The organism is Candidatus Beckwithbacteria bacterium, assembly GCA_012797845.1.
Classification (GTDB): Bacteria; Patescibacteriota; Microgenomatia; order UBA1400; family UBA1449; genus JAAZOH01.
Genome location: JAAZOH010000019.1, coordinates 16,576 through 29,559, shown reverse-complemented (window position 1 = coordinate 29,559; position 12,984 = coordinate 16,576). Strand labels below are relative to the sequence as shown.

General features: G+C 35.6%; 14 protein-coding genes and 1 tRNA gene. 9 read left to right on the top strand and 6 right to left on the bottom strand.

The annotated features are described in order from the left end of the window. Positions 1–47 precede the first annotated feature (47 nt). Both GYA49_02725 and GYA49_02720 read right to left on the bottom strand, forming a co-directional pair. Entirely contained in the window at positions 48–293 is a 246-nt protein-coding gene (locus GYA49_02725) for a hypothetical protein (GenBank protein NMC35936.1), read from the bottom strand. Between the two features lie 24 nt (positions 294–317). Further along, positions 318–403, bottom strand: a tRNA-Leu gene (locus tag GYA49_02720). 218 nt (positions 404–621) lie between these two features. Here GYA49_02720 and efp point away from each other — a divergent pair. Next, the gene (efp, locus tag GYA49_02715) at positions 622–1,182 is read left to right on the top strand and encodes an elongation factor P (protein ID NMC35935.1); all 561 of its coding nucleotides are present in this window, start codon (positions 622–624) and stop codon (positions 1,180–1,182) included. A 9-nt stretch (positions 1,183–1,191) separates the two neighbouring features. Here efp and GYA49_02710 read toward each other — a convergent pair whose 3' ends face one another. Next, the gene (locus GYA49_02710) at positions 1,192–1,650 is read right to left on the bottom strand and encodes a hypothetical protein (protein ID NMC35934.1); all 459 of its coding nucleotides are present in this window, start codon (positions 1,648–1,650) and stop codon (positions 1,192–1,194) included. Between the two features lie 178 nt (positions 1,651–1,828). On the opposite strand from GYA49_02710, the gene GYA49_02705 reads away from it, so the two are divergent. From GYA49_02705 to GYA49_02685, 5 genes are read left to right on the top strand one after another with little or no spacing between them, the layout of a single operon-like run. Continuing rightward, positions 1,829–2,740: a hypothetical protein gene (locus GYA49_02705; GenBank protein NMC35933.1), complete on the top strand. Its 912-nt coding sequence runs from the start codon at positions 1,829–1,831 to the stop codon at positions 2,738–2,740. Between the two features lie 7 nt (positions 2,741–2,747). After that, a complete protein-coding gene (locus GYA49_02700) occupies positions 2,748–3,155 on the top strand; it encodes a hypothetical protein (protein ID NMC35932.1) in 408 nt (135 codons plus the stop codon). 3 nt (positions 3,156–3,158) lie between these two features. Further along, a complete protein-coding gene (locus tag GYA49_02695) occupies positions 3,159–3,893 on the top strand; it encodes an RluA family pseudouridine synthase (protein NMC35931.1) in 735 nt (244 codons plus the stop codon). Between the two features lie 42 nt (positions 3,894–3,935). Then, positions 3,936–5,081, top strand: coding sequence for a tRNA guanosine(34) transglycosylase Tgt (gene tgt / locus GYA49_02690; GenBank protein ID NMC35930.1), 1,146 nt, complete (start codon positions 3,936–3,938; stop codon positions 5,079–5,081). A 41-nt stretch (positions 5,082–5,122) separates the two neighbouring features. Further along, complete coding sequence (locus tag GYA49_02685) at positions 5,123–6,142, top strand: LytR C-terminal domain-containing protein (protein NMC35929.1); 1,020 nt, start codon at positions 5,123–5,125, stop codon at positions 6,140–6,142. Here GYA49_02685 and GYA49_02680 read toward each other — a convergent pair. After that, positions 6,135–6,773, bottom strand: a complete 639-nt coding sequence (locus GYA49_02680; GenBank protein NMC35928.1) for a tetratricopeptide repeat protein — start codon at positions 6,771–6,773, stop codon at positions 6,135–6,137. The genes GYA49_02685 and GYA49_02680 overlap by 8 nt on opposite strands. 123 nt (positions 6,774–6,896) lie before the next feature. Between GYA49_02680 and GYA49_02675 the strand changes: the two genes are divergently transcribed. Then, a complete protein-coding gene (locus GYA49_02675) occupies positions 6,897–7,628 on the top strand; it encodes a YebC/PmpR family DNA-binding transcriptional regulator (GenBank protein ID NMC35927.1) in 732 nt (243 codons plus the stop codon). After that, positions 7,612–8,412: a hypothetical protein gene (locus tag GYA49_02670; GenBank protein NMC35926.1), complete on the top strand. Its 801-nt coding sequence runs from the start codon at positions 7,612–7,614 to the stop codon at positions 8,410–8,412. Before GYA49_02675 ends, GYA49_02670 begins: the two co-directional genes overlap by 17 nt. Before the next feature lie 28 nt (positions 8,413–8,440). Here the strand turns inward: GYA49_02670 and GYA49_02665 are convergent, their stop codons facing one another. Further along, positions 8,441–9,106 (bottom strand): PhzF family phenazine biosynthesis protein, encoded by a 666-nt coding sequence (locus tag GYA49_02665; protein ID NMC35925.1) that lies wholly within the window; start codon positions 9,104–9,106, stop codon positions 8,441–8,443. Between the two features lie 1,430 nt (positions 9,107–10,536). On the opposite strand from GYA49_02665, the gene GYA49_02660 reads away from it, so the two are divergent. Continuing rightward, complete coding sequence (locus GYA49_02660; protein ID NMC35924.1) at positions 10,537–11,487, top strand: tyrosine-type recombinase/integrase; 951 nt, start codon at positions 10,537–10,539, stop codon at positions 11,485–11,487. A 35-nt stretch (positions 11,488–11,522) separates the two neighbouring features. On the opposite strand, the gene GYA49_02655 is transcribed toward GYA49_02660, so the two are convergent. Then, the gene (locus tag GYA49_02655) at positions 11,523–12,935 is read right to left on the bottom strand and encodes a hypothetical protein (protein NMC35923.1); all 1,413 of its coding nucleotides are present in this window, start codon (positions 12,933–12,935) and stop codon (positions 11,523–11,525) included. Positions 12,936–12,984 lie beyond the last annotated feature (49 nt).

Below are 12,984 nucleotides of genomic sequence, written 5' to 3'. Positions count from 1 at the left end.
TCTGTTTTCTCAAAACAAGTAAAAATTGTTTGATGTAATTTTAATATTTAACTGTGTGAAATTTGAGGGTTTTGACTTTGTGACGTAAGTATATTTACCACTCTTTGGCTTATAGGATCTATTAATTGAGACTCTTGACTGTTCGGATCAGGAACTAATAACTTTATAAGTTCATCACGACTTAAGCCTTGTTTTCCCAAAAATTTCAAACATGCCCCCGCAAGCAAAGTTTCAATAGCTTGGGACAATAGACCTCTTAATGAACTACTATTTTGAAGCATTTCATGTGTCATATTTATTTTTAAATTAAATATTAGTGCCGAGGGCGGGAATCGAACCCGCACGAGGTGTGACCCTCATAGGTTTTTGAGACCTACGCGTCTACCAATTCCGCCACCTCGGCATTTACCTTACATTTTTAATGTTTGATGAGATTTACCAATTCCCCGCCAAAAGTTTTGTTTTACAAAACAATTAGGCGGGCAGGCGCCACCTCGGCAATTTTTCACTTCAAACATAGCTATTTTATCAGAAAAATTACTAAAATTAGTGGTAGAATACAAATATTACTAGTTCTATAGATTCCCGCTTGAGCGGGAATAGCTTTTTCTGGAGGTAATTATGATCCAAGCAACTGATCTTCGAGTCAATACTTTATTTGAATACAATGACGAACCTTGCCGGGTTTTAAGCTATAAACATACTCATATGGCCAGAGGCAGTGCCGATGTACGTCTTAAAATTCGAGGTTTAGTAACTGGCAATGTCATTCCGCTAACTTTTGCCCCCTCAGACCGTTTTGAAGAAGTAAGTTTAGTAAAAAAACCGATGCAATTTTTATATAAAGAGGATGAAGCTCTAAACTTTATGGATCCACAGACTTTTGAACAAATTGAAATTGAAGCTTCCCAAATGGGAGATGAAATTGCTTTTTTACAAGATGGGGAAACGTACAATGTCCTTTATTGGGATGAAAAACCTTTAAGTATCGAAATCCCCCCTAAAGTTGTGGTTGAAATTCTCGAATGTGATCCAGGGGTCAAAGGTAATAGTGCGGCTAATATGTACAAAGATGCTACTGTGACTGGTGGGATCAAAATCCGGGTTCCACTTTTTATCAAACAAGGCGAAAAAATCAGAGTTTCGACTGAAGATCGGGCTTATGTGGAGCGGGCAAAATAAGAATTTGTTTTAGGAAAGCATTCCCAAAAGACAAACAATGATTACTAAAGCTTGGGAAACATTACCCCAGAGAGGGCCGGCGGTGGCTTGATTTTTGTGCTCAAATTCGACAAATTTTCTAAAAATACCATTGAGTTTTAAAAGATAAAACGGAGCTTCAATCAAATCAGGCAGCACTGCAAAAAGAGCAGTGAGGCCAATATAAAAAGCTTGAGTCAAATTTGGTAAAGCCAAAGACATAAAAACCAAAACGCTAATCACACTTACTAATACATCTGCAGCAATAATTAATTTTGTTTTTTGAGATAACGCTCCATTTTTTTTCATCTCTGTAAATAAATGAGGATTCCAGTGGGGGAGGAAGTAATCAAAGAGAAAATGACTAACCAAGGCTGCAGAGACAGCGACTTCTGGCCGGAATTTAGCAATAAAAAACAGGCCTAAAAATATGTGAGGGGTAAGCAACATGAGTGTTATGTACTAGTAATTTTAAAAAACTACTAGCTAAATCAATAATATCTATCAAGCAAAGATTGCATTATACCGTGACACTCTAAATATGCAACCGAGCTTCTATTGTAGAAAGGATTGGCGCATGCTGTCAAATTAGCTATAATCTAGCCTGGTTATTAATTTTTGAAAAACTGTGTTTCCAGTATTAGCCTCTATAGGACCATTCACTATTTCCAGTCTTGGTTTTTTCCTAGCTTTAGCTTTCTTTTTTGGCAGCTTCCATATTTGGCGGCGAGCCAAACAAGAACATATGGGTGATGATGATATTTTTGATTTTATCTTCTTAAGTTTTTTTGGAGGATTGGTGGGAGGTCGTTTGCTATATATTCTTCTTAATTTTCCTAATTTTGGATTCAGACTAGTGCGTTGGATTGATCTGACGTACTCCAATGGCTTTTCCTGGTTGGGATTTTTATTAGGAGCAATGTATATTGGAGCAATAGTTGCCAAAAAAAAGAAATGGCAGTTTTTTGAAATGGCTGATATTTCGGTTTTTGGAATTGTTTCTGCTCAATTGCTGGTGAGAATTGGCCAGTTTCTGGATGGTTCATATGTAGGTCATCAAACTAGTTTACCTTGGGGGATTGGCTTTCCAGGCCTTGATGGTAGACGCCATCCTATTCAACTTTATGAAGTAGGAATTTTGATATTCACGTATTATTTATTAATTTGGTTGGATAAACGCTATCGCTTATTTTCCTGGTATCAGGATGGTCGGGGTAAAGCCAGACCAGGCTTTTTATGGTTGACCTATTTACTTATTGTTGGCGTGAGCCAATTTGCCTTAGATTTTTTTGCTGCAAGTCATATGCAACAGGTTTTTATTTTTTCCTGGTATCAAATTATCTTATGTGTTTACCTTCTCGTTGTGGCTTTTATGTTTTGGCTGCGAAGCGGAACCCATGATGATATTTTGGACAAAATCCCACTTGTTTCTAAATCAGATCAAAGCGAGATAATCCGTCAGCCTATGAATCCCTACGAACCCCGCCAACGTCAACGCCGCTTTTCTAGAGCACGAGCTGGTCATGATGTCAAAAATTAGTAATATCATGCCAAAGCCTTCTAAACTCATCATTTCCATCCTATTTGTTTTGCTTATTATTGGCCTTGATCAAACTAGTAAGCAACTAGTGCTTCATTACTTACCAAAACTAGTTTTTATCAACATGCATGGAGTTTTGGGCATTCTGCCTGGTTGGGTTGGATATGTAGCTTTAGGAGTTTTGCTAATTTCTCTAAAGAAAAAAGTATTAGGTTCGTTTTGGTTGCTACTAATTGTAGCGGCTGGCTTGAGTAATATTTTGGATCGCTTACTGTATGGTGGAGTAGTGGATTTTATACAAATTTGGCAATTTCCGGTGTTTAATCTGGCTGACAGCCTGATTACAATTGGAGTAATTGCAATTAGTCTCAAAGAGTTTAAACAAGAAAAAACCGAATCTATAAAAGAAAAATAATATATGGATATACAAGTCCTATTTCAAGATGATTATATTGTTATTATTAGCAAACCAGCTGGGGTAGTGGTTAATCGGGCTGAAAGTGTCAAAGAGCCAACTATTCAAGATTGGATGGAAGAAACTCATCGATTAGAAATTGGGAATGATGAATCCAGGCAAGCAGAAATACAAGAATTTACTAACCGTTCTGGAGTAGTACATCGGCTTGATAAAGAAACTTCGGGAGTGATGGTTTTAGCCAGGAATGTTGAAACTTTTTTAAACCTTAAGCAACAATTTAAAAAACGCCAAACTCAAAAACAATACATAGCCTTAGTTCATGGCAACATGACTCTCCGAGAAGGGACTGTCAATTTGCCTCTAAAACGCAACCCTTTTAATCGCCGTCGTTTTACCATAGCTGTTGATGGGAAGATGGGCAGAACTAAATATCAAGTTTCCAATTATTTTAGTCGTAATCAAGAACTATTTACCTTGCTTAATCTTTGGCCTAAAACTGGCCGAACCCATCAATTGAGAGTTCATTTATCGCACTTAGGATTTCCAATTGTGTCTGACCCCATCTACTTAGGTAAACGCTTGTCAGCTGACCTTACATGGTGTCCTAGGTTATTTTTGCATGCTAAGTCGTTGTCGTTTTTTCATCCCAGAAGCGGAGAAAAAGTTGTGTTTGAAAGTGGATTAGCTGAAGATTTACAAACTTGTTTAAGTATCTTATCTGAAGTAGAATCGTAGGTCTAAATTAAAACTGATATTCCATTTTATTTTAAATACACTATGTCTTTTGCTTTTACCATTAAAGCCAAAAAATGTGCAGCTCGAGCAGGAGAGATTAAAACCACGCATGGGGTGATTAAAACTCCAGCTTATATGCCAGTTGGTACACGAGGTAGTGTCCGCGCTCTTTCTTCCCAGGATCTTTTGGAAGCCAAAGCTCAAATTATTTTAGGCAACACCTATCATTTACACTTACGGCCAGGAGAACAAACTGTCAAAAAATTAGGAGGCCTACATGATTTTATGCATTGGCCCCGGCCAGTTTTAACAGATAGTGGTGGTTTCCAAGTGTTTAGTTTAGGGGCTGAAGCAGGCAAATTATCCACCATTGATGAAGACGGAGCAACTTTTAAATCACATATTGATGGCAGCACTCACCGCCTAACGCCAGAAAGTTCTATCAAAATTCAGCAAGCCTTAGGAGCTGATATTATTATGGCCTTTGATGAATGTACGCCTATTAAAGGCAAACGTTATGTAAAAGAAGCGATGGATCGAACACATCGCTGGTTGGTGCGCTGTAAAAAAGAATGGCAGAAAAAACCTGGTAATCAGGCTTTATTTGGCATTATTCAAGGTGGCAATTATAAAGACTTACGTCAGGACAGTGCTGCCTTTATTGCAGATCAAGATTTACCAGGTATTGCTATTGGCGGAGTTTCAGTTGGTTATTTCATGGATCAAACTGTTGAGCACATTAGTTGGGTCAAAGCAAAAATTCCAGAAGATAAACCATTTTATGCGATGGGAGTAGGACGGGATCCTCAAGATATTGTAGCTATGGCTTTGGCAGGAGCGGATATATTTGATTGTGTAGCGCCGACTAGATTAGCCAGAAATGGAGCTTTGTATCATGGTAAGTTAGTAGGTAGTAGTTTTAAAGTTGGTTCAGCTGACCAGATTCATTTTGAATCAGAGTTTAATAGCAAAGGTAGATTGCAAATTGGCAACTCTCAATTCAAAACTGACAAACGCGTGATTCAAGAAGGTTGTGATTGTATGACTTGCCGAGCTGGATATTCTAGGGCGTACTTGCATCATTTATACAAAGCTAAAGAGTTACTGTTTTATCGGCTGGCTAGCATTCATAATGTCCGCTTTATGATTCGGCTGTGTGAGGAATTACGAAGCAAGATTGCTGCCTAATTTCTTTTCACTCAGGTTTTTATATTCTGCTAAGATAGAGTATGGTCAAATTTTCTGCCCGGAAAAAGCGTCACAACTTCAAAAAAACTCAAGCAATTTTTGCCAAATTTTCTAAAAAATTGCCTGCTCCTGGTTATTATTTTCAAAAAAATAAAACTATTTTTTTTGTATTGATTGGAGTGATCATGGTGCTTTGTCTAGCTGAACTATGGAATAATTTACGTTTCTCGGTTTGGGATGGCCAATCACAACTTAATTTAAGTTTAGTGCAAGGTGAGGCGCTTTCTTATGTCAAAATAAATCCGGAGTTAGAAGAAGTTTTAATACTTACCTTTCCAGATAATGCTATGGTTCAAGTAGCTAAAGGTTTTGCTGATTACCAGGCTAGCAAAATTGTCAGATTGGCTAAACAGGAAAAAATTCCAGTCGGGAAATTGACTAGTCAAACCATGACGATCTTTTTAGGTAGCTTAACTGACGGTTATATTGTTAGCTCGGTACAAAGCTCCACGTTTTCTAACTTAGTTTTTAAAGCTTTAACTAAACGAGCTAGTACAAATTTGAGTAGTTGGGACTTGTTTCGAATTTGGTTACTACTGCGTAATATGCGAAGTGATCAGGTAAAAACTGTTGATCTGAGCCAAACCGGAGCTTATCAGTTGACCACCTTACCAGATGGTTCCAAAGTGTATCAAATTAATTACGATCTGCTTGATGAATGGGTGTTGCGGGAACTGGCTCAGCCGGAATATCTGAACCAATCTCTGCGGTGGGAAATTTTTAATAGCACTGACCACGTTGGACTAGGACAGGCTTTAAAGCGAATTGTAGCTAATTCTGGTTTTGAGGTCATAGGAGTGCGTCAAGAAAACAAGCCAGTAGAAACATCAGTTCTTTTTATCAATAATAAATCAGTAAATAAAGATAAAATCGCAAAAATCGCAAAATATTTAGGCCTAAAAATCAATGAACATCCAGTTCAGACAAAAGGATCAGCAGCTGATATTGAAATTGTAATCGGAGAAGATTTTTGGCAGCGATTTTTTAATAAATCTAATTAGCAGTTCCAGCTCGAGTTTGTTTTTCTGGAGCAGTAAAAGAAGGGTGATTTTTATTTTTTAAACTACATTTAGTTTCTCTAATAAAAACCGAGACTTTTTGGGGGTCAATAGATTTAATAAAAAATTCATAGCGATTATCACGTTTGACAAGCCAAATTAAACGCCTACCAAAATTATCCGGTAGTCGGCCTACATATTTTTTATCGTGGTACAAACAAATTGACTGATTTCTGATTTTCATTTCCAATTCCAAACAAGCATTAAGAATAGAAAGCGTAGGACGTTCACCAATTTGAACTAGGCTAACAACTTTAGTTTTTCCTGGTTCTTCAATAAAATTATATGTTTTGGTACTGGAGGAGGAATGGATTTTGCCATTGCCATTACAATCTTTTAGTTTATCCAGATTGCGCTTAGCAATCGGATTAAGCCGATCCAGTTTTAAAACTTGTTGGTAGATTTTTCTGGCTTTAGCAATTTCACCCAGGTGGATATAAGCCTGAGCTAATCTATTTAAAGCGTCAATGTTTTTTGGATCTTCGGAGATAATTTGTTCGTTGAGGGTTATGGCTTCGGACCACTCATTATTGAGCGCTTTGTAGATAGCGGCGGCAGAGAGGTTGCTTGTCATTGACAACCAACATACTGAGTTTGGGATTCCTTGTCAAGAGCGATATAATAGGTAAGGACAAAACGTAAGGCGAAAAAGGAAAAATATACATTTTTCAATTTTCGTTTTAGCTTTTGAATTTTTATGTCTGGACACTCTAAATGGTCGACTATTAAACATGCTAAAGGTATCAATGATGCCAAACGAGGCAAAATCTTTTCCCGTCTTTCTAAAACTATTGCCATTGCGGTTCGTGAAGGAGGTAGTGATAGCCCGGAATTTAACCCCAAGTTGAGATTGATGATTGAAAAGGCGAGAGCAGAGAATATGCCTAAAGAAAATATAGCTCGGGCAATTGATAAAGGAGCTGGTCGTATAGAAGGAGCTTCTTATGAAGAAATCACCTACGAAGGATTTGGACCTGGAAAAGTGGCTATGATGGTAGAATGTGTGACTGACAATAAAAACCGGACTAATTCAGAAATTAAATCAGCTTTTGAGAAAAATGAAGGTGTGTTTGGTTCAGTCGGTTCGACCAGCTACTTTTTCGCTAAAAAGGGGATAGTCAAAATTAAATTGCCTGAAGATAAGGATATTGAAGAAATTCAACTAGAGCTCATTGATTTGGGAGCTGAAGATTTTCAAAATGATAATCAAGCTGAATTAACGGTAATTACTGAGGCTAATGGCACACATAGCGTTGCTCAGAATATTGAAAAAGCTGGCTATACAATTTTGGACACCGATGTGATTATGGTTCCAAGCAGCTATATTAATCTTGAAGAGAAAGCTTATGAGCGCTTTATGCATTTTCTAGAGATCGTTGATGATCAAGATGATGTGCAAAGGATTTTCCACAATGCTCAAAAAAATTAAACGTATCTTTTATCTTTCCAAACGAAGAAAATTTGTTATCAGTGCCACTATTCTTTCTTTCGGCCTATTGTTTATTCAGGAGATTCAAGGTATTTACCATTACGGAGCTATTGCCGGATTAAGTCTGATTACTGTTTTACTTTCAATTTGGAGTTTAAAAGAAGATATTCGGAAAATCGGCTGGGTGATGGCGCTAATTTTACCAACCTTTTTTACCGCTTCTATTAATCTATTCTATTTCCTTCTTCCGGAACGGCTTGTTATTCGACTCGCTTTCATGGCTCTTTTTGGGATTGGAATGTATGCTTTGCTTCTGACTGAAAATATTTTTACTGTAGCAGCTTTGCGAACTATTCAACTACTGCGGGCAGCGCAAGCCTTAGGCTTTGTCCTGACGTTATTTGTAGCTTTTCTGTTGTACGATACTATTTTTTCCTACAAATTGGAACCATGGTATAACGCTGGCTTAGTGCTTCTAGCTTCATTTCCGCTAGTTTTACAAGGAGTCTGGTCAGCCAAGTTAGAAGATAAGCTGAGCAAAAAAACCTTGTCATATTCACTTATTCTGACATTTATTTTAGGACAAATGGCTATGATCATTAGTATGTGGCCGGTCACCATCATTATTGCTTCGCTCTTTTTAGTTACTGTCTTTTATGTGATTTTAGGTATTATACAGCAAGCTTTGGTAGGAAGGTTGTTTCGCCAGACTGCTTTTGAATATCTTCGAGTAGGAATTGCGGTGCTTCTAATTGTTTTATTTATTGCTCGGTGGCGAGGATAGAGATAAATTTAAAATAAAAGATAAATATCTATTCCCTTTTAATTACCCTGACCCTACCACCAAGATCTATAAAACCAGATATTGTTGATATTTTAGTATAAATAACTGAACCTTGACCATGATGAATTGTTAAATCCCGACCTAGTTTAATAGTTAATTTCATTGCGCCTGATCCATTAGCCTCATCTTCAGAAATACCCCAATCAGAGGCAAAAGTGCGAGCACGAATAATGGCTTTGTTTTTATCTATCCAAGACCAAATTAGTGTATGTTTTTTAGAAGATGCTTGTTTAACGGTAATTTTTTCAAGCTGTAAAGTATTAACTACTTGTTCAAGATTCCATGGAGGGGTAATTGATAAATCACCTCTAACCCACATTAGTCTATTTTTTGCCCATGTTTTGATTTTAGTTCTCATGCTAATAAGTTGTTTAACTGGCTTTTTATATTCTTGATCTAAAAAATAAGCTGCTCCTATTACAGCATGGCCAGCAAAAGGAATCTCTCTTTGTGGAGAAAAGATGCTAATATCTCTCTTTTGAATATTATTGATAAATACGATCTCACTAAACCCGCTTGCTAATGCTATTTGCTGTCGTTTGACTTTATTAAAGAATTTCTTTTCATCAATAATTATGCCAAGTGGATTACCATATTTACCTAATTTATCTGTAAAAACGTTGACTATATTCATTAAGATGATTTTACTACAAGAGGAATAAAAGTATAAAAAATAGTTTCGTCCTCGAGAACACCTCATATAATTTTTGCGTCTAAAAACAGAGTAGATCTTGATGAAAATAACAATGCTATCCAAAAGCCATATTATTATTTTAATGTAAAAACAAAATCAAATTACTCAAGAGAAAATTTTAATAACAGATATAATTGGTTTTCCATAATAAAATTTTTAGATATATCCAGGCAGAGTAGAGGGGATAGACAGATTTCTGTCACCAGTTATAGTCCCATAATAAACAGAGAATGATATTTTTCACATAAAGTTATAGGACTTTTCACGGAAGCAATTTTAGCAGCAAAACAATTTGACTGCTGAATACCTATGTTTTTGGGAAAATATTCGTAGATATTTAACAGAGTAAATGATATAGTTTGTATATATTACTAGACTCTGTTTATGGACTGGATTTAAGTTGTGGAAAACTTTGAATCTATCAAGGCTTAAACCTTCTTAGCAAGACTTAAAAATAAGAGGCATAGACTAAAGGAAGAGAAGATTTCATGAGTGCCATGCTGGCGAATGTAAATATGTTAAAACGATCTAACCACTCTGCTTAGTTGTATGTATTTAAAATGTTTCCAAGCTATTGTGTCGCACAATATAACTTAAACGACATAGAGTATGGAAGTAGCAGAGAGCAGCTCAATTTTTGTGTTTTTTAGAAAAATTTTTAATTTTTTTTAAATTTTTTTATTTCCCCTTTTACAGATATGTGCAAAATTCACATAACTGCTCTTTTTGTTTTGATACTACATTTTGCCAACTTTGTATAAAAAGCCGTAAAAGTGTGTGTCTACCCCACTTAAGACTTTTTTTACAGAGGTTTTTATCTGTTTTTGATGATTAGTTAATCATTGAAAAACTTTGCATGCGTTAGAATGGCTCTCATTGCGTATTAGCCATATAAAACTGATATATCAACCAAAAATGATTTCTTAAACATCAAAAACAAGTTTTGGAACGATTAGTTAAATACATGCTGTAGACACGTTTTCTGTATGTGTCTATGTAGGTTGTTTTGATGTAATTTGGTCTTTTAAAATGAGCCTCTTGCTTTTTGAAGCTATAAGAAACTCAACCCTTTTTGTTGTGATAGTTTTTAAAAACAAATATCAATATGTTGAATTAATTTTTTTATTATTTATTTTAATTAATATAAGAACACTTTTTCATTTTTATTAGATATTGTTTTTGCTGCTTGTTTTATTTTATGTCGTACAATAAAATAATTTATACTATTAAAAATACATAATTAGAGAAGCCTACTCTGATCCACATCTGTTGTTTTCGGCTTTTTTACAGTAGGTGATTGCTCTATTTTATTAGTATATCAATAAATATTTCTTACTACTCATATTGTCAGTTTCTAACTTTGACTGCTAATGAAAAAAAGTCTTGATATAAAAACCCAAATTGAGCTGTTCTTAGAGTACTTGGAATTGGAAAAGAATGCCTCTCCCCTTACTATTCGCAATTACCGAATCTATCTCGAGCGCTTTGCCAGTTGGCTGGATGCTCAAAAAAACGCAGTCATATCAGTAAAAAGTATTGATATAGACACTGTTCGCGAATACCGTCTTTATTTAAAACGCTTTATTGATGATCATGGCTTACCACTCAAGAAGAGCACTCAGAGCTACTATGTGATCGCGCTGCGATCGTTTTTCAAATGGCTAATTAAAAATGATGTTAAAGTTTTGGCACCGGAAAAAATTGAGCTGCCAAAGAATGATGCTAAATCTTTGAAGTTTTTAAATCGTGAGCAAGTGGAGCGCTTGCTATCCCAGCCTACCCTATCAAGCGAAATAGGGTTGAGAGATAAGGCAATTTTGGAATTACTGTTTTCTACTGGCTTGCGGGTGTCTGAGCTGATTAACTTAAACTGCGATCAGGTCAATTTGGAGACCAAAGAGTTTGGGGTGATTGGTAAAGGGAGGAGACCGCGAGTGGTTTTTTTGTCAGAGTCAGCTGCTGATTGGCTGAACCGATATTTGGAACAACGGGAAGATAGTTGGAAGCCACTTTTTATCCGCTACTCAAGGGGCAAACAAGAAGAATACGAAGGTGAGAAAATGCGGCTAACCCAACGCAGTGTGCAGCGAATTATAAAAAAATACGTACGTAGAGCCAAGCTACCAGTCGATGCAACCACACACACCCTTCGGCACAGCTTTGCAACTGATTTACTTTTAAATGGCGCCGATCTTCGCAGTGTCCAAGAAATGCTGGGTCATAAAAATATTGCTACGACGCAAATTTATACACATGTAACCAATGCCCAGCTTAAAAAAGTCCATGAGCAATTTCATGGGAAGAAAGAAAACAGTAATTAGAAATTGACAGACTAAATTTAACAAACCAAAACCCTTCATTCTTTCTTTGGAATTTCAGGAAATTTAACCAATTCTCCTAGCTGAGAATGAATTGCCTCTCTACATTCTTTCTTAAATTTTTTATTATTATTTTCATGGAGATATTTTGCTACTAAAAATAAATCTGAAGTTTTAATTAACGCAATCTTTTCTCGTTTTGCATCAGTTTTACATTTTGCTGTAAAATCAACCTTTCTATTTTTTGGCTCTATAAATCTTTCTGGATTTCCAAATAATATGCCAAATGCTTTTTCTTCTACCTCGTCTCTAGCAAAGTCTGCATTCAATGCATCAATCAATTGCCGGTATTTAGTTACATTAATATCCTTACTATCTTTCCCCTCACTTTCTCCAATATATCGATGTTCTTCAGGACTTGTAATAACCTGATCCATTTCTAAATTACCATCATCATAATTTTCAGCTTGATAGCCGAGTATTTTAAGAGCTTTTATGACTGCATTTTCAAGTGGTTTACCTTGTTCAAATAATAAATCCTTTAATGTTATCTCCTCTTCAAGTTCTATTTTCAGCTTCTCATTTTCTTCTTTAATTTTTAAAACTTTTTTCTTATTCTTGCTAATTGACTTAAGCAACTTTTCTTCTTTCATGCTTATGAATTCTTTTTTTGAAACCCACTCTGGTGCTGTTGTTTTTTCTGAATTATTGGTAAGTTTGTTATCAATTTCAATTAAACATTGGATAAAGTTGCTGCCCCAAATCAATCCCTTTTTGTTCCAAACCTCTTCTTTTTCACCGTCCACACCTTTTTTTGTTTTTGTAAACTCTTCCTCATTAAAGGTGATCATTGGAAGCGTTATTAAATATCCAGTGCCAATCTTATAAATAGCTCCTAATATTTTCGTTTTTGTTTTACCAGTAAAAACAACATCAACTTCTTTTGGATTTTCTACGTAAAGTTTGTATTCTAAATTATCTTTGAATGAGTTATAAAAATTTCTGAAAGTCGGATTTCCTGAAAAGCAAATATGTTTTCCAGAGGCGGATATTAATGTGCCAATACTGATTGGTAAAAAATCGTAATTAGATTTTGTATAAGTTTTGTGTAAGCTTTCCCCTTTTCTGGGGTGAGATACACCAGAAGAAAGCATGTGGCTTTGTTTTTTGGACAAAACAATAAAAACACTTTTCCCAGATTGCAAAAAATCTGTTATTTCTTTTTGAAGGTGAATTATTTTTTTTTCGTATTCACTTGATGTTGGAACATTGTAGCAACCTCCTCCTGAAGAAAAATCAATCCAATTCCCATAATTCTCACTTGGGTATAAAGATTCTGGCGAAATCAATAAAATATCAGCGTCCATTAAAGATAAATCACTGTAAAAATTTAAATAATTATCACTGTTGCCTGGTATTTCGTATCCGATTGTAAATATTTGTTTTTTCATATGCATAGCTTGTTTCTCTCTGTGAAATAAAATTATTTCAATTACATGA

Coding starts and splice junctions, on each gene's coding strand:
- GYA49_02725 (NMC35936.1), bottom strand. CDS start 293: ATGACACATGAAATGCTTCAAAATAGTAGTTCATTAAGAGGTCTATTG.
- efp (NMC35935.1), top strand. CDS start 622: ATGATCCAAGCAACTGATCTTCGAGTCAATACTTTATTTGAATACAAT.
- GYA49_02710 (NMC35934.1), bottom strand. CDS start 1,650: ATGTTGCTTACCCCTCACATATTTTTAGGCCTGTTTTTTATTGCTAAA.
- GYA49_02700 (NMC35932.1), top strand. CDS start 2,748: ATGCCAAAGCCTTCTAAACTCATCATTTCCATCCTATTTGTTTTGCTT.
- GYA49_02695 (NMC35931.1), top strand. CDS start 3,159: ATGGATATACAAGTCCTATTTCAAGATGATTATATTGTTATTATTAGC.
- tgt (NMC35930.1), top strand. CDS start 3,936: ATGTCTTTTGCTTTTACCATTAAAGCCAAAAAATGTGCAGCTCGAGCA.
- GYA49_02685 (NMC35929.1), top strand. CDS start 5,123: ATGGTCAAATTTTCTGCCCGGAAAAAGCGTCACAACTTCAAAAAAACT.
- GYA49_02680 (NMC35928.1), bottom strand. CDS start 6,773: ATGACAAGCAACCTCTCTGCCGCCGCTATCTACAAAGCGCTCAATAAT.
- GYA49_02675 (NMC35927.1), top strand. CDS start 6,897: ATGTCTGGACACTCTAAATGGTCGACTATTAAACATGCTAAAGGTATC.
- GYA49_02670 (NMC35926.1), top strand. CDS start 7,612: ATGCTCAAAAAAATTAAACGTATCTTTTATCTTTCCAAACGAAGAAAA.
- GYA49_02665 (NMC35925.1), bottom strand. CDS start 9,106: ATGAATATAGTCAACGTTTTTACAGATAAATTAGGTAAATATGGTAAT.
- GYA49_02660 (NMC35924.1), top strand. CDS start 10,537: ATGAAAAAAAGTCTTGATATAAAAACCCAAATTGAGCTGTTCTTAGAG.
- GYA49_02655 (NMC35923.1), bottom strand. CDS start 12,935: ATGAAAAAACAAATATTTACAATCGGATACGAAATACCAGGCAACAGT.